This is a genomic window from Delftia sp. UME58 (assembly GCF_014170385.1).
Classification (GTDB): domain Bacteria; phylum Pseudomonadota; class Gammaproteobacteria; order Burkholderiales; family Burkholderiaceae_C; genus Comamonas; species Comamonas acidovorans.
The window spans coordinates 169562-193004 of record NZ_LZZV01000013.1 but is presented as its reverse complement, the minus strand read 5'-3'; the positions used below and the strand labels follow the sequence as shown (position 1 = coordinate 193004).

The window sequence follows — 23443 nt, the reverse complement described above, 5'->3', positions numbered from 1 at the left end:
GTTTTACAGCGGCATTCAGGACGCGTTTTCACAGGGAAACGGCTTGCAGCCCCTGCGTTTTCTACCATGCAAAAAATGCTGTAGCGTGACGGACACGCAAGCGGAGCAGACCCCCCGGGTCAGACCCAGAGCCGATACATCCAGAACGACTCGTCGTGCTCGAAGCGTCGCGCAAACTCCCCCGGCGAAAACCCCGTGATCTGGCGCACGGCGCGGCACATATGGGCCTGGTCGGAGAAGCCCTCATCCAGCGCCAGCGCGGCCCAGTCCAGCGCCTGTCCCTGTTCATGGTGGCGCCGCGCCGCATGGAACAGGCTTTCCGTGCGCACCATGCCCTGCCACTGCCGCAGGGAGCGGCCGCTGAACTGCTTGATGCGCCGTTCCACCTGGCGCGCGCCCAGCGTTCTTTGCCATTGCAGCGCCTGCATCCCCAGCCAGGCCACCCAGTGGCGCCCATGCTCGCGCAACGAGGGCCGCACCTGCAGGGCGCTCCCCCGGACCTCGCGCCAGCGTGGCGCCAGGTGGCGCTGCAACGCGTCCAGGGTGCCGGCATCGTCCTGCGCATGCAGCAGGGCCTGGCACAGCGCGGACCAGGACGGCCCCAGCACCCCGGATGCCGCGACAAAGCCATCCTGCGCCTGCAGCACGCCGGGGCCGAACAGCTGCAGCGCGGCATCCAGGTGCAGGCAGACCATGCCGCCACGGCCCGGCCCGCTGGCCCAGCTGGCCGTGGGCGCGGTCTGGCTGCCCGAAAGCATGACGGATGCCGCAAAGGGCTCGCAGCCCTGCAAGCCCACCAGGCCTGCGGCCATGTCCTGGTACCAGGACAGGCAGACCATGGGGGTGGCGGGAAAATGCGACAGCCGCTGCGCATCGTCCAGGACCAAGCCCCGCGTATCGCGGCAGACGACGGCCACCACCGCACCATGCAGCCCCGCTGGCGCGGGATACAGCATGGAGTGCGGCTGCCGCCCCTGGCCTGCCCAGCGCGCGCCCCTGGCATGCAGGGGCGGACAGGCAGCAAAGGCACTGGGCGTACGGGCTTCGATTGCGGCTTCGGCTTCGGGCATCACGACGGCATCCATGGAGGCGCAGTGTAGGCCTTGCCGCCCGCCGATCCCGTGACGCTTTCGTTCAAGACCACGGGCGGCGTGACCAGCGAGCATGGGAACATGAACCGCCCGAATCCCACGCAAGATACCTGCACACCGGCGCCGTCGAATGCGGCCTCCTGCCCCTTCGCCACGCAAGCGCCGCAATCCGCACAACCGGCGCAACCCGCGCAATCCGAGCAGATGGCCTCCACGGCCTGGCCACCCGGCCCGGCACCGGGGCTCATGGGCTGGGGCCTGCTGCGCCGCATGTCGCGCGACCTGCTGGGTACGCTGGCGCAATGGCGCGGCGAGCACGGCGATGCCATCCATCTGCGCATCTGGCCAGAACACCAGGTCGTCGTCACGGATCCCGAACTGGTGCGCGAGCTGCTGGTCGGCCAGCACGATGCGCTGGTGCGCTGGGAGCACGGCATCTCGGTCTTTGCCCAACTGCACGGCCACAGCGTGCTGGTCAGCGAAGGCCGGCCCTGGCGCAGCAAGCGGCAGGCCCTGTTGCCGGCCTTCTCCCCCAAGGCCGTGCAGGCCCAGATACCGGCCCTGGCCGCAGCCGCGCAGGCCGCGCTCCAGGCCTGGCCGCAGCAGTCCGAGGACTTTCCGATGGAACAGGCGCTGACCGCCCTGGCCATGGATGTGATCATGCGGCTGATGTTCTCCGGCGCCATCGGCGAGGATGCGCGCTCCGCGGAGCAGGCCATCCGCGAAGTCAGCCATGCCGCCAACAGCGAGTTCTACTGGCCCCTGCGCTGGCCCGATGCCATGCCCTGGAAGCGCCGCAAGCGCCGGGCGCTTGCCTGGCTGCGCAGCTTCATCGACCGGCAGGTCCGGCTCCGGCTGGCGCAGGCCGATGCAGACTGGCCCGAGGATCTGCTCAGCCGCCTGCTGCGCCTGCACCGGGGCGACGCCCAGGCCTGGACACTGCAGGCCGTGCGCGATGAGTGCATGACGGCCTTTCTGGCAGGTCACGAAACCGTGGCCAGCAGCCTGACCTGGTGGTCCTGGTGCATGGCCACCCATCCCGAGGCGCAGCAGCAGGTAGCTGACGAGATCCAGGAACAGCTGCAGGGCCGCACGCCCACGGCGCAGGACCTGCCCGCGCTGCGCCAGTTGGGCTGGAGCCTGCAGGAAGCCATGCGCCTGTACCCGGCCGCGCCTGTGCTCATCAGCCGGCGTTGCACGCGGCCTGTGCAGTTGGGCCCGTGGCGCCTGCCCGCGCGAACCCTGTTCATGATTGCGCCCGGCCTCATGCAACGCGATGCGCGCTGGTTCCCGCAACCCGATGCCTTTCAGCCGCAGCGTTTCGCCGATGCCGACAAGGACGGAGCCCCTGCCGCGCCGCGCGGCAGCTGGATGCCCTTTGGCACCGGCCCGCGCGTATGCCTGGGCCAGCACCTGGCCAGCACCGAGATGGCGGTGGTGGCGGCCATGGTGCTGCAGCGCCTGCAACTGAGCGTGCCCGAAGGTGCCGGCGCCCCTCGCCCTGTGTTGCAGGTCACGCTGCGGCCATCCACTCCCTTGAGACTGCGGCTGCAATCGCGCAGGGACGCCAATCCCGGGTAAACGTGGCGATATATTGCGCCAAATCATCCACAAAGCACGCCAATTACGCCAAATTGTCACCAATCCGCATTTATTCTGTCTTTTTGACTAGAACCAATGGACTGGAGACGATTTGAGTACCCTGGCAATCGTGATTTCCCTGGCAGGACTGATGTTCCTGGCCTACCGAGGCATCTCCGTGCTGCTGCTGGCCCCCCTGATGGCCGCCGTGGCCGTGCTGCTGTCCGGCGACCTCAGCCACATGCTGCCGCTGTACACCAGCACCTTCATGGGCGCCCTGGGCAACTACATGCTGCAGTTCTTCCCGGTGTTCCTGCTGGGCGCGCTGTTCGGCCAGTTGATGGCCGACTCGGGCGCAGCCACCGCGATATCGCACTGGATCATGCGCGTGCTGGGAGAGAAGCACGCCATCCTCACGGTGGTGCTGGCCTGCGCCGTGCTCACCTATGGCGGCGTGTCGCTGTTCGTGGTGGCCTTTGCCATCTATCCGATTGCCAAGTCGCTGTTCCGCGCGGCCCATGTGCCCAAGCGGCTGATACCGCCCACCATCGCGCTGGGCTCGTTCACCTTCACCATGACGGCGCTGCCGGGCACGCCGTCCATCCAGAACGCCATTCCCATCCCCTACTACGGCACCAATGTGTTCGCGGCACCGGGCCTGGGCATCATCGGCGGCATGACCATGCTGGCCCTGGGCCTGTGGTGGCTGCAGTCGCGCGCTTCCAAGGCCCGCTTGGCCGGTGAAGGCTATGGCGACCATGACGATGCGGTCGAGCAAGGCCTGCATGACGAAAGCGACCCCTCGCTGCACAGCCGCCAGCAGCTCCCGCTGCTGCTGGCCCTGCTGCCGCTGGTGCTGGTGATCGCGGTCAATGCGCTGCTCACCTACGGCGTGTTTCCGCAACTCGACATGGGCTTTCTGAAGGAGCGCTTTCCTGCAGTGGAGCCCGCCAAGCAGACGGGGCTGTGGGCGCTCATCGTGGCCCTGGCCGTGGCCTGCGCGTCCCTGGTGCTGCTGGGCCTGGGCCGCTGGCGCAATCTCAAGGAGTCGGTGAACAAGGGCGTGCTGGGCTCGATGCTGCCCATCTTCAACACCGCCTCGGAAGTGGGCTACGGCGCCGTCATCGCGGGGCTGGCGGGCTTTGCCATCATCCGCGAGGCCGTGCTCAACGTGGCCCCGCACAACCCGCTGATCTCCGAGGCCGTGGCCATGAACGTGCTGGCGGGCATCACGGGGTCGTCGTCAGGCGGCCTGTCGATTGCCCTGTCCACGCTGGGCAAGGACTACCTGGCCATGGCCGCCCAGCTGGGCATCAGCCCCGAGCTGCTGCACCGCGTAGCGGTGATGGCGGCCGGCTGCTTCGACACCCTGCCGCACAGCGGCGCCATCATCACGCTGCTGTCCATCTGCGGCCTCACGCACCGCCAGTCATACGGCAACATCGCCATCATGACCATTGGCGCACCACTGCTGGTCCTGGTGCTGGTGATCACCCTCGGCACCATGTTCGGGTCCTTCTGAGGGAACAGGGCGCAGGGCGCGCGCGGGAAATACCACGGCGTCGCGCACGCCACAACCGGCATATGACGTATATGCGCGGGGCGGGTGCAAGGCAACAATGCATGCACGGCGATAAGGCATCGCCCCGATTCATTCCCGCATTACCGACAAGACGACATCCGCTGCCAAAGCTGCCAGCGCCGATGTCGGGCAACAAGGCCCGAACCGCTTCCTGACCCGGAGCGGTTCGGGCCTTTTTTTGTTGGCCGGGAATCGAGGGGGCTGCGATGCCGCACGCCGCCCCCTCAACCCCTTCAGGAGCAGCAGCATGAGACACGGAGATATTTCCAGCAGCAACGATTGCGTCGGCGTGGCGGTGGTCAACTACAAGATGCCCCGCCTGCACACCAAGGCCGAGGTGCTGGACAACGCGCGCCGCATCGCCGAGATGCTGGTGGGCATGAAGCGCGGCCTGCCGGGCATGGACCTGGTGATCTTCCCCGAGTACTCCACGCACGGCATCATGTACGACGCCAAGGAGATGTACGACACGGCCAGCGCCATCCCGGGCGAAGAGACCGAAATCTTCGCCGACGCCTGCCGCAGGGCCAACGTCTGGGGCGTGTTCTCGCTGACGGGCGAGCGCCATGAGGAGCACCCCAACAAGGCGCCGTACAACACCCTGATCCTCATGAACAACCAGGGCGAGATCGTGCAGAAGTACCGCAAGATCATGCCCTGGGTGCCCATCGAGGGCTGGTATCCGGGCGACTGCACCTATGTGAGCGAAGGCCCCAAGGGCCTGAAGATCAGCCTCATCATCTGCGACGACGGCAACTACCCCGAGATCTGGCGCGACTGCGCCATGCGCGGCGCCGAACTCGTCGTGCGCTGCCAGGGCTACATGTACCCGGCCAAGGAGCAGCAGATCATGGTCTCCAAGGCCATGGCCTTCATGAACAACTGCTATGTGGCCGTGGCCAATGCGGCGGGCTTCGACGGCGTGTATTCGTACTTCGGGCACTCGGCCATCATCGGCTTCGACGGCCGCACCCTGGGCGAGACCGGCGAGGAGGAAATGGGCATCCAGTACGCCGAACTGTCCAAGCACCTGATCCGCGATGCGCGCAAGAACGGCCAATCCCAGAACCACCTGTTCAAGCTGGTGCACCGGGGCTACACCGGCACCATCAACTCCGGCGACGGGGACAAGGGCGTGGCCGCCTGCCCCTACAACTTCTACAGCCAGTGGGTCAACGATCCCGAGGGTACGCGCGAGATGGTCGAGTCCTTCACACGCACCACCGTCGGCACGCCCGAATGCCCCATCGAAGGCATTCCGCACGAGGCGCCCAAACACCGCTGACAGCGTCCTGCCTCCGAGCCTGCAGGCCTGGGGGCAGGCTCGCCCACGAACACGGAAAGGTGAAGAGTGAAGATGAGCACGACAACAACCACAGGCCCGCTGCACGCTCCCGCCAGCCAGGCCACCGACCCGCTGGCGGCCTACCGCATCGAGGAAGAGCCCTTCTACCGCCCCTCGGGCCGGGAAGTGCAGCTGTACCGCCAGGCCTACCAGCACCGCATGCCGCTCATCCTCAAGGGCCCCACGGGCTGCGGCAAGACGCGCTTTGTGGAGTACATGGCCTGGGCGCTCAATCGCCCCCTGGTCACGCTGGCCTGCAACGAGGACATGACGGCCTCCGACCTGGTGGGCCGCTACCTGCTGGATGCCGACGGCACGGCCTGGCACGACGGACCGCTGACCCTGGCCGTGCGCCATGGCGGCATCTGCTACCTGGACGAAGTGGTGGAGGCCCGCCAGGACACCACCGTCGTCATCCACCCGCTGACCGACGCGCGCCGCGCCCTGCCGCTGGACAAAAGGGGCGAGGTGGTCCACGCGCACCCTGACTTCCAGCTGGTGGTTTCCTACAACCCCGGCTACCAGAGCAGCGCCAAGGACATGAAGCCATCGACGCGCCAGCGCTTCGCTGCGCTGGACTTCGACTACCCTGCACCCGGGATCGAAGCGGACATCGTGGCCCACGAGACCGGCATTGCCCCGGCCACCGCTCGCAGCCTGGTCAGCCTGGCGCGCAGCACGCGCGAACTGCGCCACCGGGGCCTGGACGAAGGCGCATCCACCCGCATGCTGATCTACGCAGGCCTGCTGATGCGCGACGGCGTCTCGGTGCATGACAGCTGCGACATGACCATCACCAGCGCCCTGACCGACGACCCCGACACCGCCGCCGCGCTGCGCCAGCTGGTCGAAGCCGAATTCGGCGCCTGAGGGCCGCGCGCCATGGCCATCGTCTCCGCTGCCTTGTCCGAAGAGTCTCGCCTGTTGCACACGCTGGGCCTGCTGGCCAGCGGCCTCGCGCGCCAGCCTGTCGCCGTACAGGCGCTGGCCAGGACGCCGGCCAGTGCCCAGGCGCCGGGCCAGGCCCACGCCCCGCCGCCGCGCGCCGTGCTGATCAGCCGGCCTGCCCGGCTGCTGGTTCCCGCCAACTTGCCCATTCAGGCAAACCTGCACGCAGCAACGATGGCCCATGCCGCAGCCCATCTGCGCTTTTCGCCCGCCCGCCAGGACAGCAGCGCCCTCAAGCCCATGGGCCAGACCGTGGTGGCCGCGCTGGAAGATGCGCGCGTGGAGCGGCTGCTGTGCCTGCAGCACCCCGGCGTGCGCCGCTGGTTCGAGGCCTGCATCGCGCCCGAGCCCGACCCATCCGACCTGGGCTTTGCCGCCTTCATGGCGCGGCTGGACCGCATGCTGCTGTGGCCAGACCGTATGGACGGCAACCACTGGATCCACAAGGCCCGTGACCTGTTCGAGGACACCGCCACGCGCCATGGCCTGGAGGACTACGCCGCATTCCGGGCCATTGCCTCCATCCTGGCCAACGACCTGGGCCAGATGCGCGTGCGCATGGACCCCCAGCACCATGCCGTGCCCAGCATCTACCGTGATGACAACAGCTATCTCTGGCAGCATCCGGAGTCGGCCCAGGACGAGGAAGACACACTCGCGCTGCAGCAGTCCGCTGCGCGCGCGGCTCCGCCTCCATCGGCCGGCGCAGGACAGCAGTCCGATGCACAGGAAGGCCAGTCGCTGGACCTGGACCCAGGCCTGGAACTGTCGCGCCACAGCTATCCCGAATGGGACCGCAGGTCGGAGCGCCTGAAGAAGGACTGGTGCACCGTCATCGATACCCTGCCCGCATGGCAGGCCGAGGCTTTGGCCGGGAAAGGCTCCCAGGCCGGCAGACAGACACTGCCGCCCCTGCCGCTGCCGCCCGCACGCCAGCTGGACCGGCGCCAGCGCCTGCGCCGCCAGTGGGAAGGCGATGACCTGGACTTCAATGCCGCCATCGAGGTCCAGGTGGACCGCCGCCTGAACCTGCGCCCTGAGCCCCGCCTTTTCATGCGCGCCGGCAAAGGCCCGCGCCCCACCAGCGTGCTGGTGCTGATGGACGCTTCCGAATCGGTCAACACGCCCGGCCCCCACGGCGCCAGCCTGCTGGAGCTGGAGAAACAGGCGGCCCTCATGCTGGCCGAATCGCGTGCAGGCCACAGGACCGGCGTGGACCGCCTGGCCATCCACGCCTTCTCGTCCAACACGCGCGCCGAAGTCCGCTACCTGCGCCTGCTGGACTTCGGCCAACCCTTTGCCGATGAGGCATCCGCCCGGTTGCAATCGCTGCAGGGCCGCCATTCCACCCGCCTGGGCGCAGCCCTGCGCCACGCCAGCAGCCTGCTGGCGGCCGAGCCTGCTGGCCAGCGCCATCTGCTGGTGATCACCGATGGAGCACCCGCCGACATCGACGTGCATGACGATCGCTACCTGATCGAAGACGCGCGCCATGCCGTGCAGCAGGCCCGCGCCGCAGGCATACGCATCAGTTGCCTGGCCGTGGACAGCCAGGCCGACGGCTATGTGCGCCACATCTTTGGCGGGCGCAACTACGGTATTGCCGACGACGCGCGGCATCTGCCAAGGCGGCTGTCCCAGATGGGCGCAAGGCTCGCAGCCGGCCGCTGACCACGGCCGCCGGCCACGCCAATCTCGATTAACCTGAAGCCTGCAAAGAACGCACGCCAGCACCTGGCACAGAAGGAACCCATGAACGACCCCGTCAGAGTCGGCATTCTTTACTCGGCCACCGGCACCACATCGACCATCGGCCAGTCCCAGCTGCAGGGCGCGCAGCTGGCCATCGACGAAATCAACGAGGCGGGCGGCCTGCTGGGGCGTGAACTGGTCGCCGTGCGCTACGACCCGGCCTCGACGCCGGCCCGCTATGCGGCCCTGGCCGAGCAGCTCATCGTGCGCGACGGCATCAACGTCATCTTCGGCTGCTACATGTCCAGCAGCCGCAAGGCCGTCATCCCCATCGTCGAGAAATGGAACAAGCTGCTGTTCTATCCCACGCTCTACGAAGGCTTCGAGTTCTCGGGCAATGTCATCTACACGGGCGCCGCGCCCAACCAGAACAGCGTGCAACTGGCCGACTACATGACCAGCAGCTTCGGCGCGCGGGTCTACCTCATCGGCTCGGACTACATCTACCCCTACGAGTCCAACCGCATCATGGGCGAGCTGGTCATGCAGCATCCGGGCAGCGACAAGCTGGGCGAACACTACCTGCCGCTGGACGCCACCGAACGCGACTACGCGGCCATCATGCAGGACGTCCGCGCCAGGCAGCCGGACTTCATCTTCTCCACCGTGGTCGGCGACTCCACGGCCAGCCTCTACCGCGCCTATGCCGATGCGGGCTTCAACCCGCAGACCATGCCGATTGCCAGCCTCACCACCTCCGAGGCCGAGATCGCCCAGATGGGCGCCGACGTGGCGGCCGGCCACTTCACGGCCGCGCCCTACTTCCAGTCCATCGATTCACCGGCCAATGCGCGCTGCCTGGCCCGGCTGCGCCAGCGCCTGGGCGACGACTGTCGGCCCAACCTGTGCTGGGAGGCCGCCTACTTTCAGATGCACCTGTTCGCCAACGCCTTCCGCCAGGCCGGCAGTGACCGCATAGGCGAGCTGCTGCCCCATCTGCTGGGCAGCGAATTCGACGCGCCCCAGGGCCGCATCAGGCTGGACCCCGACAACCACCACACCTGGCTGCACCCGCGCGTGGGCCGCGCCAATGCACAGGGCGGCTTCACCATCGTGCGCCAGGCCACGCGGGCCGTCTCGCCCGACCCCTACCTGGTCACCCATTCCCTGGGCGACTGGACCGCCAGCCTCGGTGCCCTGGAGACCTGAGCGTGGCTGCCGTACCAAGCAAGGACGCAGGCAGGCCCCTGCTCGAAAGAAAGCCGCTGCTGCGCGCCACCTCGCCCCAACTGAAGGAACTGCGCCAGTTGCGCATCGCCGTCATCCACCCTGACGACGCGGACGGCCGCCTGCTGGCCCAGCAACTGCAGCGCATAGGCTGCCAGGTCCAGGCCATCTGGCCGCCCCAGCCCAGCCTGCCCGAGGGCACGGACGTGGTCTTCCTGGCCGTGCGCCCCGATCACCTGCAGTTGAACTACGCCTGGACCCAGGGCGAGGGAGAGAGCCCGCCCACCGCCATCGCCGTGGTCAACTACGAAAACCCCACCATCGTCTCCGCGGTGCTGGAACTGCAGGTACAGGCCATCCTGCCCTCGCCCATCCGCTCCTTCGGCCTGCTGTCCACATTGGTGCTGGCACGCAGAAACCACAAGGAATCACGCCAGCAGCAGCAACGCATCGCCAAGCTCCAGGCCAAGCTGCTGGGCCAGCGCCGCGTGGCCGAAGCCAAGGCCATCCTCATGCAAACCCACCAGATCAACGAAGACCAGGCCTATGAAATGATCCGCGCCCAGGCCATGAGCCGGCGCAGCTCGGTGGAGGAGATTGCCCAGGCCATCGTCCATGCGAGCGAAATACTGTCGCTGGGCAAGGGCGTGGGTCGGTGAAGGGCCCCGGGGCGTCACATGCTCCATCGCCGAAGCCGCACCACTGTTGAGCGGCCTTGCGCCATGCGCCATCTGCAATCGGCGCTATCGCGTCCAAGGTTCTCATACGAGAAAAAAATTGTGGGCAGATAGATTTCGTGCATGCCCCCGTCAGGCCACGGTTTTGCCCACCCTGACATAAATATTGGCTGCCGCCCCCTGAACCGCGCCCGATCTGGCGCCAATGCCCCGCTCAGCGGTCACAACCGCATTGCGGCCGTACCGTCCAGGCTTGCCAGCTCTTTGTCCGGGTTCCGGGCGGCCAGCACTGGGAGGCACTTGCCCTTCTTCCAGGAACAAGCGCATGGCGCCTGTATCTATTCGACGATGACACCACCAAACCATCGAATTTGATAATGAATTATCAAATTCGATAATTAAATATCATTCTGTTAATTTTTGTGAAAAAAACCAAATAAAGATCCACCTGTGCAAAGATTACAAATCCTGCTGATCTTATTCCATTATGATTAAATACTCCAATAGGGAGACATGCAATGATTGAAGGTGGCTGGTGGAACGTACATAGCGAAAATGGAAGTTATATCGGGCAAATCCAGGGGGATGAATTCATAATTGGAACAAAGAGGATACTATTTCGAATAAACAATAACAACATCTATAATACAGAAGTACCTTCCAGGCACATAGCACAGATCTTAGATAACCGAGCAATCACGCCAAACGGGAATCTACTCATGTATTTTCTCAATTCAAGAAATTCCATTGAGTAGAAAATCCGTTGATCAAAAACCGCTCAGAGACTGCATTGTTGCCCTATTGATGCTCCAGCGTCAGGGCCTTTTGGACGTCGTTCACGTGATGGGCTGTGCTGACAGCCGGCTTTTCACCCACATCTGCAGCGCGCGCCTTGGCCAGTTCGGCCTCCAAGGTCCGGGATGGTCAACAGGCACCCTATCAAGGTAAATACCAAATTTCAGTGATAGACAAAATACACAAGTTTCTACAATTTGTGGCGCATTTGGTCATCCAATAGAAATTCGGAAAACAGCGCTACAGAGAGTGCGCCGATCTCCAAAATAAGGGAACAACATGTCTTCTGGAGTTTTGCGCACATGGATGCTTGGCAGCGCCATGGCTCTTGCGGCCTTTTCTGGCTCCGCGAGCGCAGAGTCGCTAAACGTGTCTACATCGCAGACCAATGCCTCGTGTTACGGGGGAGGCAATGGCACCGCCACGGTTGAAAACATCCGGAACGGTGTTGCACCCTTCTCCTACCTATGGACACCCACCGGGGGCACAAACGCTACCGCAACAGGGCTCATGGCAGGCACCTATACAGTTACGGTTACTGACACGAAAGGCCTGCAGGGCACAGCTTCTACGATCATTGGACAGCCCGGAATACTGTCAGGCACACCGTCTCAGATCAATCCCGTTGGAGATAGCAGTAACGGTAGCGCAACCATCGTGCCTACCGGAGGCACCCCTGGCTACACATACAACTGGACCCCCCTCGGGAGCACAACGGCAACCGTGGCGGGACTAGCTCCCGGTCAATATCGGGTGACCATCACAGACGCCAACGCCTGTCAAACGATGCAGACCTTCACGCTGACTGCTTCCGCCCCCTCGGTGCAGTCAGTCAGCGTCCCTGCAAATGGAACCTATACCGCTGGGCAGAACCTGCAGTTCAATGTGAACTACAACGCTGCTGTCGCGGTAACAACAGCTGGCGACCTGCCCTCTATCCCCCTGGTGATTGGTGCAACCAACCGGCAAGCGACCTTCGTCGGCGGCAGCGACACGTCTATACTGACCTTTGCATATACCGTGCAGCCGGGAGACGTTGACACAAATGGCGTGACACTGGGATCCGCCATCGCTCTCAACGGGAGCACGATGACCAGCGGTGGCACCAGCGCCGTACTGACTTTGGCGAATGTAGGTGCCACGGCCGGCGTGCTGGTGAATGGCGTGCAAGCCCAAACCATCACGTTCGCGAACCCCGGCATCCAGAATTTCGGCACCACGCCGACCTTGAGCGCAACGGCCAGCTCCACCCTGCCGGTGAGTTTCAGCTCTTCCACCGCAGATGTCTGCACCACCTCCCCTGGCGGCAGATTGGCATTTGTGGCCACCGGCTCCTGCACTATCCATGCGAACCAGGGCGGCGATGGAAGCTACGAGCCAGCACCTCAGGTGTCGCAGACCTTCATGGTGAGTGCGACAGCACCTGGAACCCCCACCATCGGCCACGTCACTGCAGGTGACGGCCAGGCCATGGTTACCTTCACTGCTCCTGCATCCAACGGTGGCAACCCCATCACCGGGTATATCGTGACTGCAACCCCCGTGGGCGCATCTGGCGTAGTCACACAGCAAGGAACGACATCACCCATCGTCGTGGCCGGCCTGACCAATGGCTTCATCTACAACTTCGCCATCGCGGCAACCAACGGAACGACCGGCGCACCCTCCCCAGCCGTACAAGCCACCCCACGCAGGCTGGAACTGGTGAGTGCCCCCGGCAGTGTGCCCGGCATGGCCGGCACGCCGACTGCCACGATGTCCGGCGGCGGCCCCACCTGCACGCTGCAGCCTGGCGGCGGCTTCGGCCCCGCAGCATCCACGCCGCCTGGCTTGCAGGCGCTGAACGGCCAATTTGCGTTCAGCGCTGAAAACTGCACTGCTCCCGTGACGATGACGCTCACCTACCCCAGCGCCCTTCCCCAAGGCGTGCAGTTCCGCAAGCCCGATGGTGCCGGCGGCTGGTTTGACCCTGTCACTGCGCTGCATGTGCGCGTGGACGGCACGCGCACCACAGTGACCTACACCATCACGGACAACGGACCTGGCGACACCAATCCTGCAGCGGGCGTGATTTCAGATCCACTCGTGCCCGTGCTGGCAGCAGCCGGACCAGGTGGCGGCACGGCAGCCATTCCCACGCTCAGCGAGTGGGGAGTCATCCTGATGTCTGCCCTGCTGGCGATGTTCGGCCTGCGCCGCACGCGCCGCCAGCGCTGATACAGCCTTGACCTGAAAAACCTGAAAAAGCAAGGCCCGCAACTGCGGGCCTTTTCTTTGCCTGCGCGTTTACAGGCGGCGCGCGGCGATCAGCAGGCGCTCGGCCAGCGTGGGCTTTGCAGCCAATCGCCCTGCCGTTCCCAATACACCGTCGCGGCCCGTTGCCGCGCGCGCTATCAGGGCTGTGCCCAGCGCACCGCTCACAAGGCGGCCCATGCCGCTTTCCGCGCGCCGGGCATGGCGCAGGGCCAAGAGGCCTGCGCCGAGTACCAGCCAGTGCTCTCCCGTGAATCCCTTTCGAGAGTCATCCCACTTGCGCAGGTCCTGGATCTTTTCTGAAACCGTCATTCATAGCTCCTGTTTCTTCAGAGCTTTTATGTTGTGCCAGCAGCGGGCTGCAGGCTGTCGGTCCCTGGGCAAGATTTCGGTGGCGAGAGTCCTACGGGCGCGCCCCAAGAGCCGGTGCTGGGGAAATGCAGAGCGCGCGTGTGCTGGCCTGATCGTCGGCCATATCAACAAGCGCCTGGGCATCTTCGAGGTGAAGGCCACCACGGCCGCGGCACTTGGCATTGCCACGGTCAAGGACCGCCGCGCCGTGCACATGCCGGAGACGGGCGCCACCCGGACCGCCGGGGCAAGCCCCGAACTGGATCGGCGGCAAGGACAGGGGACAGTTCTTCATCGAAGCAGCCAAAAGTTAGGCAACGAACTGCCGATACACCAAGCAAGGAGGTGCGCGCCAAGTCTAGGCGGCGCCTCAAGCCCCTGGGTACGCGTGCCAGGGGCTTTTTCTTTCAACAAGCCGCTTCTGAGCCGGCAACGCGCCGACCCATGCCTGCGCTGGAGCACTGTGAATCAGCGAGTCCTGAATGTGTAATAAAAAACCCATGCGGCGACCATGTAGACCAATGGATAGGCCGCAACATACCCGGCTGCATGTAGCAAAGCCGTCACAACATCCGAAGTGAAAAGAACCCCTTTGGTTATCACCACGAAAAGGCCAATGGTGTAGCCCAGCAACAGAAGGTATGCCCCTGCACCGGCGAACATCAGCATACCCCGCTGGAGCGCCGGAACATGCAGCTCGCCGCGGTGCAATCCGACGGGAATGCGGATCAGCCTGTTGATCGCCATGATGAAAACGAATGGCAAAAATATGAGTGGCAGAAGAAACATTGATCCATGCTCTCAGACTGTATGCACCACTGTAGCCGCCTCCTTCACGCCCCCAGCAACCGACCGAGGCATGAGCACAGCGCATGGCGCTGTCCGGATGGGAATGGGCGCCCTGCCGTCGCCTGCAGCGGCGCATCGACGCCGCGCGCGGCCGAAGCATGCGGGAAGACCTGGCCCAGCCACACCATGCCATTGACCACGGTGGCCGGGCCTGCCTCGTCTTCCGTGCGCCGCTTCCTGGCGTAGCCCAGCAGATCCTGCACCGTGAGCTCGATTGCCTGGAAGCCTGCAGACGCGATGTCGGCCTTTTTGCCACGCCCCCACGCAGTCGTTTTCGGCCGCGCTGACATAGTCCTGCAGCATCTCCCCCGCTGAAACTCTCTTGTGCTGCATCTACCCGATGCGCGCTCCTGCTCAATTTCATACCCGCGTCTGCGCAGCCATTCGTCCGCCAGGACCTTCCGATCAAGGCCGGACTCTCGCTGTGGATGAACGTACCGCTCTCCATTGGCAGGACCTGTGCGGTGTAGGCCAGCGAGCCGCCTGGGCGCTTGTGTGCGGTGATGATTCCCCCTGAGTGCTCAGAACTGAACAAACAGGAAAACGGGGGGTGGATGGCGAAGAATCAACGACCGCCACCGGTGCAAAAAACCCAATCAGATCAATGACAAACGTAGAAAATCAAGCACCTGCCAGCATGTGGCGCATGTCCGTGGCGCCCATGATGGACTGGATTGATTTATGAAAAAATCATTATCTGACAACAATTTAGAGGAATAGCCGCGACCCTCTGTAGCAACTATGCAGCATCGCTCGCTTGGCTGCGCTTCTAATTGTGCGTAGATCCGGCGGTCTGCATGTACCGACCGATGAGCGGCTGGCCTACCAAGCTCAGAAGCGTTTGAGCGGAAGGGGCATGGCCCAATCGGGGAGTACTACCTGGTCATGAGGCTGCGACCAACGGATTAAAGTCCGATCCACCGAAATAGGCATGAGAGAAAACACCTTGCACATCAACAGCTTGCAGCGATAGCCACGCTCTTAGTGTTTTCGAAATCATGCCTTCTCCCCACTGGTCCAGCCTACTTTGGGCAGGTTTTGGTCATGGCACAGTGACTGCCTGGGCAATCCACTATCAGCTCCTTACCTAGAACAGCGCCTCCTCAATGGCTGGGTTCAGCCGATGCAAAGAGGCCTCGATCTCCGCGTTGATTTCTTTCACCGGCTCGCGCTTGTTCAGATCGTCGCTTACCTGCACGGGGCGCCGCGCCCTCGCCAAGTCGGAAATACGCTTATCCACCAGGGCGCGGCATCGTCATTTTCGACAGCGGCACGTCCAGTACCTATCCGCGCTCGACACGACCGTTGGCCTCCGCCATGTGATGTTGATGCGTTTCAGATTCTCATAGTAGTCAATTCTCTTATCGCACCACTTTTCGGAGCAATGACTTCCACCACTACACGGATGCAGCGCGGAATCGCACACAAGACGATAAGAACAGCGGTAACCGCCCACTGCTCTTTGCAAACAAATTCTCTCCAAAGAATCAACCCCACACTAGCAATAGTCAATGACAAATCGTTATCAATTTCAAAATACCAAATTTCAGGTATATGAGATTTCCAAAAAAAAGTGTGTAATGTACTTACCAATTGTGGCTCAGACCCTCATGTCGCACTATTGAGCGTCAAGCACTTTGTTTGTAGAGAAAATTACCGACCAATTTTTCGCCAACATTAACTTGACCATCTATCATAGATCGCATGAGATAAATTTAGATCTCCATAGCTCAAATTCTGAAGGAACTGCAAATGCGCAAATCAAATATTCTTCTTGTTTCGCTGACAGCAATACTCTCTTCAACCGCGCACTCTTGGGAAAAAGACGATTGCCCCAGCACAGAGGCAGCTTGCTTCGCCGTATCAAAGGAAAATAGGCCGCAAATTTCCCCAAACCTTAAGAGTGGAAAAATAGTTTTTGCCTTCGGAAGCAATGGCGATGGATGCTTGGCATCCTCACCCGTCGGTGAGATCGCTGGAGAATTGAAGCCCAACCCAGGCATCAAGGATACAGGAGCCCGAAATGGGCATTGCGCTTATGCGAATCAACTTGAAAAAGCAACGGTTGCTGTAAGCGAGTTCAAAACCAACGTGGATGGTGACGAATATTCCGCAAGAATGTTTTCAGTATATTTTGTCAAAGATCAAGGTCCAACGACCGGTTGGGGCCATCGCCACGACTGGGAAGATGTAGTTATCTGGAGCAAAAATGGCAATATTGAATATATTGGCGCGTCGCAACACGGCCCTATACACAACTACAAGTCCCAAGATGTACCTCATCTCAAAGGCCAACCAAATGTATATGCATTTAAATATGTAATACACAAAGGGACACATAATTTCAGCAAAGCCCAAGGAAAGAACTCATCTGGAGAATTCATACCAACCAACACGAATCCGACACCATCAGGGAAATGGTTTGGTGAAGCAGAAGATATTTATTTGGATTTTTCAGACTTCAGTGAGAAATCTTCAAATTACTGGAGCGTTATAAAAAATGCAGATTTTGGCAAAGCCACATTTAAGGCAGGAAATTCTTCTTATATCAACAAGAATATTCCAGCCGGATGGCCTAAATCATTAATTTTTAAAGCAAAATAAAAACAAGAGACAACGATAACAGCGTGTGCCCGCGCTGCAGCAGCACGAAAGCAGGAAGTGTGGCACCCGCAAGGTGGAGTGGTACATGATGAGAAATCTGATGCACCATTGTAGTCATCTTAAATCCCAGAATAGGTAACGGACTGCGCATGTGCTGTCAGTAATCCAAACAGCACCATGAGTGATACGCATCATTTACCAAAAATAGCCTTAAACACATATGGTCCTCGCACGCTTGTTAAGCACAATAGATAAAATAAATCCGTTTTATCTCATTAAATCGATAGTCCGCACCGATTAAACCAAATTAGCCCATACACCAAGCGTAAGCTGCTATTTTTTAAGAAGTTGATTTCAGTCACTTAGATTTCTTCGCTCTGATCTCTAAGCCACCGGAATTCAGCACACAGAGCAATAGTATCCATGTTAATTCCCCATTACTATGACCGCGGGCCGGCTGCAGTGCAGATGCATGATCAACAATTTGCGCGACACAGGCATGCTGCTCATTCATCGTGACTTCCAGGGTTTCATTGAAGTCCGACAGCCAGTTCAGCAGCGCGCGGCCGCTGCCGATCACCTTGCCCTCGCCCACCTGGTCCAGCGCCTTCTGCAATGCCTTGGCGCGGTCCTTGGGATCGGCATGGAGGTCGCGGTAGCCGGTGGTGCCGCCGTCCAACTGCAGCTGCTCCCAAAGCTTGGCCCATTCGCCAGTGCCAGCGCCCTCCTCTCGGCGCCCACGGCGCAGATCCTCGTAGATGGCGCGGGTGGTGCTCCGGATGTTGTGGAACACCTCGGCCATCTCGGCCAGCACCTCCTCGGCCGCGTAGCGCCGGCCCACCAGGTCGTCCCGCTCGCCATACTCCTGCAGCTTGGCGCGCACCTCGCGCGGGCGAGCCACGATGATATGGTCCAGCACCGCATCCAGCTTCTCGCCGAAGGCGCCGCGCAGGCCGTGGTGGCCCTGCGCCTCGTGGTACAGCACGCGGGCAGCATCCTCGGGCGTGGCCAGCTGGCTTGCCGCCAGATAGACCTCGCCATCGAAGTAGAAACCCTTGGGCACGCCCTCCGCGCCCTCGGCCGCCTGCAGTCGCTCCGTGTCGCGCGCCTCCTGGGGCACGCGCGGATCCTGCAGGTCGAACACCACGTTGATACGCGGGGCGTTGGCCCAGGCCTGGCGTACCGCGTCCACGACCTTCTGCGCGCGCGCCATGGAAGCCGGCTGTGCACCGCGCGCGCCCGCCGGCGCCGCGCCACCCGCGATGCGCGGCAGCTCCTGCGCCAGGTCGGCCGTCATGGTGGGAGCCACGGAACTCTCGGCGCGCTTGAACGACACAGCCGCCGGCTGCTCAGCCCCTTCCTCAGAACGGGACAGCTCGCTGCGCGTGACGGACAGATCATCCTCGGGATACCAATAGATGTTCACCTTGTGAGCCCGGTTGCCGGTCTTTCCTCCGCCCACATGCGCAAACCCGCGATAGCCCATGTCCTCCAAGTTGTAGCGAATGCCATCGAAGCGCTCCTGCAGTTCGTCCGCACTCACGCCTTCCTAGCGAGACTCGGCGCTCCGGCTTGCCCTTGCCCGCATCAGCCGCGCCGTCGTCGCCCTCTTCTTCCTCTTCCGCATCAAGGGGGCCGCGCCCCAGGGCAGCCAGCGCTGCAGCGTTGTCTTCCTCGGGATCGTAGTCGTCTTGGTCGGCTTCCATGGCCTCGCGCTCGGCGTCGGACAGGAGGCGCAGGTGGTCGTCTTTCAAGCTCATGTGTGCGTCCTTTCGTGGTTTGGATCACGGCAGGGTGGCAGGCTTGGCACGAGTGGTGGATATGGCGAAAAATCCGAGGACGCCCATACTTGCCAAACGACGCTGAGCATTTGCACAGCGAAATCAGTGATAGAAAATATGCTTTTTGTTACTAAAATCACTAGGCGCTACTATGGTCAGCAACAGAGACGGGTGCATTCAAGGTGGGGTTCATCTAGCGACTTGAATTCAACCATTGAGAAGCCTCTCCCAATAGAAAACGCATTCTTCCAAACCTTAAATTAGGTAATTAGCAATGGCCTACATGATTAAAATTTCGCAAAAAATAAGGCTCTTACCTTGGTTTTTTCGAGGAATCGCTGTTTTTTTCCTGCAGTTGTTCATGTTGGTAGCTTCGTCCCATGCAGGAGCGCCAGTTATCACTAACCCCACCTCAGGAAGCACGCTACCGACCATCGCCGTAGGACAGTCCATGCGCATCACCATATACTCCATAGGAGGCGTAGCACCCTTGGACAGGTGGGTGGAATGTGACGCAAACGATCCAGACTATGACAGCGAGGCGCCCTGCCTCCCGCCAGGGCTCGTACTGGACGCTTCGCCAGGCTCGGCGACCACGGACTTGCATGGTACCCCCACCACAGCCGGCGCGTATACCTTCAGCATCACTCTGAATGACGACAACAACGATGGCGGTGTTGCCAAGTATTACCTATTGGTGACCAGTCCCGCTGTGCCCACGCTGACGAGCGTCGCCCCCAACAGCGGCAGCACCGCCGGCAGCACCTCGGTCAAGCTCACCGGTAACAATCTGACGGGCGCCACTGCAGTCAGCTTCGGAGGTACAGCTGCCTTGGACTACGCCGTCAACAACGCCACCACAATTACGGCTACCACACCGGCCCACGCGGCAGGCGCTGTGAATGTTACGATCATTACGCCTGGCGGTTCGGCCACTCTTGTCAATGGATATACCTACAATGTGCCGGTGCCTGTTGCAGGGGCAGCGAGCGCCATGGTCGCAGCCAACAGCAGTGCCAACCTCGTCACACTGAACCTCAGTGGCGGCGCCGCCACTAGCGTGGCCATCGCCAGCGCAGCCAGCCACGGCACTGCCACGGCCAGCGGGACCAGCATCACTTACACACCCACGGCAGGTTATTCGGGCTCAGACAGCTTCACCTATACCGCCACCAATACCAGCGGCACATCCAGCCCGGCCACGATAACCATCACGGTCAAACCCCCGACTATTGTATTTACCCCGACCAGCCTGCCCAACGGTACCGTCGGTTCAAGCTACAGCACCACCGTGTCTGCCTCCGGTGGCATGGCGCCCTACTCCTACACCATTACCGCCGGCACTCTTCCCATCGGGCTGAGCCTGAACACCTCCACCGGAGTGATCAGCAACACGCCCTACTCCAGTGGTACCACCGACCTGACCATCACGGCCACAGATACCAACGGTGCCACCGGATCAAGAGCCTACACATTTACAATCAATGCCCAAGCGCCCGTCGCCGGCGCCGTCAGCGCCACGGTTGCTGCCAACAGCAGTGCCAACCCCATCACATTGAACCTTAGCGGTGGCGCCGCCACTAGCGTGGCCATCGCCAGCGCAGCCAGCCACGGCACTGCCACGGCCAGCGGGACCAGCATCACTTACACACCCACGGCAGGTTATTCGGGCCCAGACAGCTTTACCTATACCGCCACCAATGCCACAGGCACCTCCAGCGCGGCCACGGTATCCATCAACGTCAGTGCCCCGACTTTGGCTGTGGCGCCTGCTTCCCTGAACGCAGGGCTCCAAGGCACCACATATAGCGCCACGGTCAGCGCGTCGGGTGGCACCGCTCCCTACAGCTACACCATCAGCTCAGGCAGCCTTCCAGCCGGTCTGACTCTCAATACATCGACCGGCAACATCAGCGGAATCCTTTCCGCCAGCGGCACCAGCAGCTTCACGGTCACGGCCACGGATGCCAACGGTGCCAAAGGCTCACGAGCCTATTCAGTAGCTGTGACAGCACCGGTCGCCGAAACCGTACCGCTGCCCGGCAACGCAGGCAATGCGTCCGTACTGGTCACCAGCACCCAGGCGGGTTGCACGGTGTCCCCCGGAACCCTTCGCATCAGTGCGTCGGGCATTCCCAGTTCACCGGCGAATGCATCCTTCCCAGTGGGTGCGCTGTTCTTCAGTACCACCGGCTGCGCAGGCGCCAAGCTCCAGGTGCAGGTGGACTACCCTGCCGGCAGCCTGGCGGGGTTGACGATGCAAAAATATGGCCCCCACGGCCAGCCGCCCATGCAGGTCGGCTGGTTCACCCCGCCGGACCTGGCTGTCAATGGCAATTCGGTGAGCTACAGCGTCACGGATGACGGCGAGGGCGACAACGAGACCACCGTGCCGGGCGTGATCACGGATCCTTTCGCGCCCATGTTGCTGGCGGCACCTGCAGCCTCGCACGCAATTCCCACGATTTCTGAGTGGGGCCTCATCGTGTTGTCGGCGCTGATGTCAATTTTCGGACTGGCAAGAATGCGGCGACAAGTCTGAAACACAAGCCACCTAAGGGTGGCTTTTCCTTTTGCCCGCCCGCGCGCTTGTCAACGCGACGTGTTGGGCCAGGAATCACTCATCAGGGCTGCATCAGCTGCATGCCCATCAGCCTTTGCTGCCATATCCGCATACGCTGCGCGGCAGTCTTCAAATATGACTCCGAGGGCAGTGGCGTACTCAAGGACGGCGGCGGGGGGAGCGTTGACACGTCGGCAGGCCGCATCTGCGGATTGCTCGCGCAGGCTGTCAGAGGCAGCGCGCAGTTGGTCCAGAGGTCCAGATCACGGCGCAGAATGGATGCCCGGCCGTCGCGGCTGGCAAAGTGCTCCAGCAGCTTGGACTCTTCTTCCGGCAGTAGCCGGCGCGAGCGCCGGGCCGGCTTTGCGATCACATGCGTGCGCAGCAGCTCGGACTTGGCACGGTCCAGCATCTGCAGCGGCGCATCGACGCCGCGCGCAGCCGAAGCATGCAGGAAGACCTGGCGCAGCCACACCATGTCATTGAGCACGGTGGCGGGGCCGGCCTCGTCTTCCATGCGCCGCTTCTTGGTGTAGCCCATCAGATCCTGCACCGTGAGCCTGGTGGCCTGTAGGTCGGCCCGACCAGAGGCCTGCAGGCGCGCGATGTCGGCCTTTTTGCTACGGCCCCACTCAGTCACGTTTTCAGCCGCACTGACATAATCCCGCAGTGGCTCCCCCACTGAAATTTTCTTGTACACAGCCTGACCGGAAGCGCGCTCCTGGTCCATTTCGTACTCGCGCCTGCGCAGCCACTCGTTGGCCAGCACTTTCCGACGGTAGGTCTGGCTTTCGCGGTGGACGAACGTGCCGTTCTCCATCAGCCGGATCTTTGCGGTGCAAGCAAGCGAGCAAGCAAGCCGTGTGCTCGCTTGCGTGAAGTGATGGTCCCATCTGTTTTGCTACCGGTGAAGGATGTAGCAAAGCCAGCGAGAAAATCAGCGAAAACGGGGTTGAATGGCGAAGAATCAGGCAGCGACGCCAGAGCAAAAAACCCAATCAGATCAATGACAAACGTAGAAAATCAAGCACCGGCCAGCATGTGGCGCATGTCCGTTGCGCCCATGATGGACTGGACCGACAAACACTGCCGCTACCTGCACCGGCTTCTGAGCCGCCACACCTTGCTCTACACAGAGATGGTGACGACGGGCGCGCTGCTGCATGGGGATGTGCCGCGGCATCTGCGTTTCGAGGCCGAGGAGCATCCGGTGGCGCTGCAGCTCGGTGGCAGCGAGCCTTCCGATCTGGCGCAGGCCGCGCGGCTGGGGGCGCAGTGGGGGTATGACGAGATCAACCTCAATTGCGGCTGCCCCAGCGAGCGGGTGCAGCGCGGCGCATTCGGCGCCTGCCTGATGAACGAGGCGCCGCTGGTGGCCGATTGCGTGAAGGCGATGGTCGATGTGGTGGATGTGCCCGTCACGGTGAAGCACCGCATCGGCATCGACAAGGATGAGAGCTACGGGTTCGTGCGCGATTTCGTGGGCACGGTGGCAGATGCGGGCTGCCGCGTGTTCATCGTGCATGCCCGCAATGCCTGGCTCAAGGGCCTGTCGCCCAAGGAAAACCGCGAGATCCCGCCGCTGCGCTACGAGATCGTGGCCCGGCTCAAGCAGGATTTTCCGGAACTGACCATTGCCATCAACGGCGGCATCAAGGCCGATGCCACGGTACAGGAACTGCTGCAGCAGGTCGATGGCGTGATGGTGGGCCGCGAGGCCTATCACAACCCCTGGTGGCTGGCCTCGTGGGATGCGCTGTACTACGGCGATGCGAGCGTGGAACGCACGCGCGAGTCCATCGAGGAGCAGATGGTGGCGTACATGGAGCGCGAGGCGCGCACGCATGGCACTCACTGGTACTCCATCGCGCGGCATATGTTGGGGTTGCGCAACGGGCTGGCGGGGGCGCGCCGCTGGCGCCAGGTATGGAGCAATCACCAGCTCAAGCTATTGCCGCCTTCAGAAGTGATGCGGCTTGCGCGCACCAAACCGGCCGAGGCGGCGCTTGCCGCCTAGTGCCGGGGACTGCATTGCAGGATGGCCAGGGCTGAGGCGACCGCCCACCCAGGCCTATCGGTGAAAACTATCACTTACGCGACAGCA

General features: G+C 62.3%; 18 protein-coding genes and 1 pseudogene. 12 read left to right on the top strand and 7 right to left on the bottom strand.

The genetic code is table 11. The features are described 5' to 3' along the window. Nucleotides 1–119: 119 nt before the first annotated feature. Nucleotides 120–1070 (bottom strand): helix-turn-helix domain-containing protein, encoded by a 951-nt coding sequence (locus A9976_RS04310; protein WP_183018165.1) that lies wholly within the window; start codon nt 1068–1070, stop codon nt 120–122. Nucleotides 1071–1172: 102 nt separating this feature from the next. Here A9976_RS04310 and A9976_RS04305 point away from each other — a divergent pair, with 102 nt between their 5' ends. The 9 genes and pseudogenes from A9976_RS04305 (at nt 1173) to A9976_RS04270 (ending at nt 13155) form a co-directional block, all read left to right on the top strand. Continuing rightward, nucleotides 1173–2672 (top strand): cytochrome P450, encoded by a 1500-nt coding sequence (locus A9976_RS04305; RefSeq protein WP_183018164.1) that lies wholly within the window; start codon nt 1173–1175, stop codon nt 2670–2672. Between the two features lie 112 nt (nt 2673–2784). Further along, complete coding sequence (locus A9976_RS04300; RefSeq protein WP_183017961.1) at nt 2785–4194, top strand: GntP family permease; 1410 nt, start codon at nt 2785–2787, stop codon at nt 4192–4194. Between the two features lie 307 nt (nt 4195–4501). Further along, nucleotides 4502–5539 carry an aliphatic amidase gene (locus A9976_RS04295; RefSeq protein WP_183017960.1) on the top strand — a complete coding sequence of 346 codons (1038 nt, stop codon included), beginning with the start codon at nt 4502–4504 and terminating at the stop codon, nt 5537–5539. Between the two features lie 72 nt (nt 5540–5611). After that, nucleotides 5612–6469 carry a CbbQ/NirQ/NorQ/GpvN family protein gene (locus A9976_RS04290; RefSeq protein WP_183017959.1) on the top strand — a complete coding sequence of 286 codons (858 nt, stop codon included), beginning with the start codon at nt 5612–5614 and terminating at the stop codon, nt 6467–6469. 12 nt (nt 6470–6481) lie between these two features. Next, nucleotides 6482–8218: a nitric oxide reductase activation protein NorD gene (locus A9976_RS04285; RefSeq protein WP_183017958.1), complete on the top strand. Its 1737-nt coding sequence runs from the start codon at nt 6482–6484 to the stop codon at nt 8216–8218. Nucleotides 8219–8299: 81 nt separating this feature from the next. Continuing rightward, the gene (locus A9976_RS04280; protein ID WP_183017957.1) at nt 8300–9448 is read left to right on the top strand and encodes a transporter substrate-binding domain-containing protein; all 1149 of its coding nucleotides are present in this window, start codon (nt 8300–8302) and stop codon (nt 9446–9448) included. Nucleotides 9449–9450: 2 nt separating this feature from the next. Beyond that, on the top strand, nt 9451–10125 hold the full coding sequence (locus A9976_RS04275; RefSeq protein ID WP_183017956.1) for an ANTAR domain-containing response regulator: 675 nt from the start codon (nt 9451–9453) through the stop codon (nt 10123–10125). 1092 nt (nt 10126–11217) lie between these two features. After that, nucleotides 11218–11631 (top strand): annotated as a pseudogene (locus tag A9976_RS31845) (hypothetical protein); the annotation flags it as partial. A 93-nt stretch (nt 11632–11724) separates the two neighbouring features. After that, nucleotides 11725–13155: an IPTL-CTERM sorting domain-containing protein gene (locus tag A9976_RS04270; RefSeq protein WP_259649099.1), complete on the top strand. Its 1431-nt coding sequence runs from the start codon at nt 11725–11727 to the stop codon at nt 13153–13155. 69 nt (nt 13156–13224) lie between these two features. On the opposite strand, the gene A9976_RS04265 is transcribed toward A9976_RS04270, so the two are convergent. The 4 genes from A9976_RS04265 to A9976_RS04250 form a co-directional block, all read right to left on the bottom strand. Continuing rightward, on the bottom strand, nt 13225–13503 hold the full coding sequence (locus A9976_RS04265) for a hypothetical protein (RefSeq protein ID WP_183017954.1): 279 nt from the start codon (nt 13501–13503) through the stop codon (nt 13225–13227). Nucleotides 13504–14010: 507 nt separating this feature from the next. Next, nucleotides 14011–14331, bottom strand: a complete 321-nt coding sequence (locus tag A9976_RS04260; protein ID WP_183017953.1) for a hypothetical protein — start codon at nt 14329–14331, stop codon at nt 14011–14013. Nucleotides 14332–14375: 44 nt separating this feature from the next. Continuing rightward, entirely contained in the window at nt 14376–14594 is a 219-nt protein-coding gene (locus A9976_RS04255) for a hypothetical protein (RefSeq protein ID WP_183017952.1), read from the bottom strand. A gap of 884 nt (nt 14595–15478) precedes the next feature. Beyond that, nucleotides 15479–15631, bottom strand: a complete 153-nt coding sequence (locus tag A9976_RS04250; protein WP_183017951.1) for a hypothetical protein — start codon at nt 15629–15631, stop codon at nt 15479–15481. 512 nt (nt 15632–16143) lie between these two features. On the opposite strand from A9976_RS04250, the gene A9976_RS04245 reads away from it, so the two are divergent. After that, entirely contained in the window at nt 16144–16995 is an 852-nt protein-coding gene (locus tag A9976_RS04245; protein WP_183017950.1) for an NPP1 family protein, read from the top strand. 358 nt (nt 16996–17353) lie between these two features. On the opposite strand, the gene A9976_RS04240 is transcribed toward A9976_RS04245, so the two are convergent. Beyond that, nucleotides 17354–18538: a hypothetical protein gene (locus A9976_RS04240; protein WP_232245824.1), complete on the bottom strand. Its 1185-nt coding sequence runs from the start codon at nt 18536–18538 to the stop codon at nt 17354–17356. 512 nt (nt 18539–19050) lie between these two features. Between A9976_RS04240 and A9976_RS04235 the strand changes: the two genes are divergently transcribed. Next, nucleotides 19051–21318, top strand: a complete 2268-nt coding sequence (locus tag A9976_RS04235; RefSeq protein ID WP_232245825.1) for an IPTL-CTERM sorting domain-containing protein — start codon at nt 19051–19053, stop codon at nt 21316–21318. Between the two features lie 82 nt (nt 21319–21400). On the opposite strand, the gene A9976_RS04230 is transcribed toward A9976_RS04235, so the two are convergent. Further along, nucleotides 21401–22159, bottom strand: coding sequence for a hypothetical protein (locus A9976_RS04230; protein ID WP_183017949.1), 759 nt, complete (start codon nt 22157–22159; stop codon nt 21401–21403). A gap of 186 nt (nt 22160–22345) precedes the next feature. On the opposite strand from A9976_RS04230, the gene dusA reads away from it, so the two are divergent. After that, the gene (gene dusA, locus A9976_RS04225; protein ID WP_183017948.1) at nt 22346–23356 is read left to right on the top strand and encodes a tRNA dihydrouridine(20/20a) synthase DusA; all 1011 of its coding nucleotides are present in this window, start codon (nt 22346–22348) and stop codon (nt 23354–23356) included. Nucleotides 23357–23443 lie beyond the last annotated feature (87 nt).

What these genes read in the sequence shown, in the direction of transcription:
- A9976_RS04310 (WP_183018165.1), bottom strand. Translation starts at nt 1,070, where the DNA reads ATGCCCGAAGCCGAAGCCGCAATCGAAGCCCGTACGCCCAGTGCCTTT.
- A9976_RS04305 (WP_183018164.1), top strand. Translation starts at nt 1,173, where the DNA reads ATGAACCGCCCGAATCCCACGCAAGATACCTGCACACCGGCGCCGTCG.
- A9976_RS04295 (WP_183017960.1), top strand. Translation starts at nt 4,502, where the DNA reads ATGAGACACGGAGATATTTCCAGCAGCAACGATTGCGTCGGCGTGGCG.
- A9976_RS04290 (WP_183017959.1), top strand. Translation starts at nt 5,612, where the DNA reads ATGAGCACGACAACAACCACAGGCCCGCTGCACGCTCCCGCCAGCCAG.
- A9976_RS04285 (WP_183017958.1), top strand. Translation starts at nt 6,482, where the DNA reads ATGGCCATCGTCTCCGCTGCCTTGTCCGAAGAGTCTCGCCTGTTGCAC.
- A9976_RS04280 (WP_183017957.1), top strand. Translation starts at nt 8,300, where the DNA reads ATGAACGACCCCGTCAGAGTCGGCATTCTTTACTCGGCCACCGGCACC.
- A9976_RS04270 (WP_259649099.1), top strand. Translation starts at nt 11,725, where the DNA reads ATGCAGACCTTCACGCTGACTGCTTCCGCCCCCTCGGTGCAGTCAGTC.
- A9976_RS04265 (WP_183017954.1), bottom strand. Translation starts at nt 13,503, where the DNA reads ATGACGGTTTCAGAAAAGATCCAGGACCTGCGCAAGTGGGATGACTCT.
- A9976_RS04260 (WP_183017953.1), bottom strand. Translation starts at nt 14,331, where the DNA reads ATGTTTCTTCTGCCACTCATATTTTTGCCATTCGTTTTCATCATGGCG.
- A9976_RS04245 (WP_183017950.1), top strand. Translation starts at nt 16,144, where the DNA reads ATGCGCAAATCAAATATTCTTCTTGTTTCGCTGACAGCAATACTCTCT.
- A9976_RS04235 (WP_232245825.1), top strand. Translation starts at nt 19,051, where the DNA reads ATGGCCTACATGATTAAAATTTCGCAAAAAATAAGGCTCTTACCTTGG.
- A9976_RS04230 (WP_183017949.1), bottom strand. Translation starts at nt 22,159, where the DNA reads ATGGAGAACGGCACGTTCGTCCACCGCGAAAGCCAGACCTACCGTCGG.
- dusA (WP_183017948.1), top strand. Translation starts at nt 22,346, where the DNA reads ATGACAAACGTAGAAAATCAAGCACCGGCCAGCATGTGGCGCATGTCC.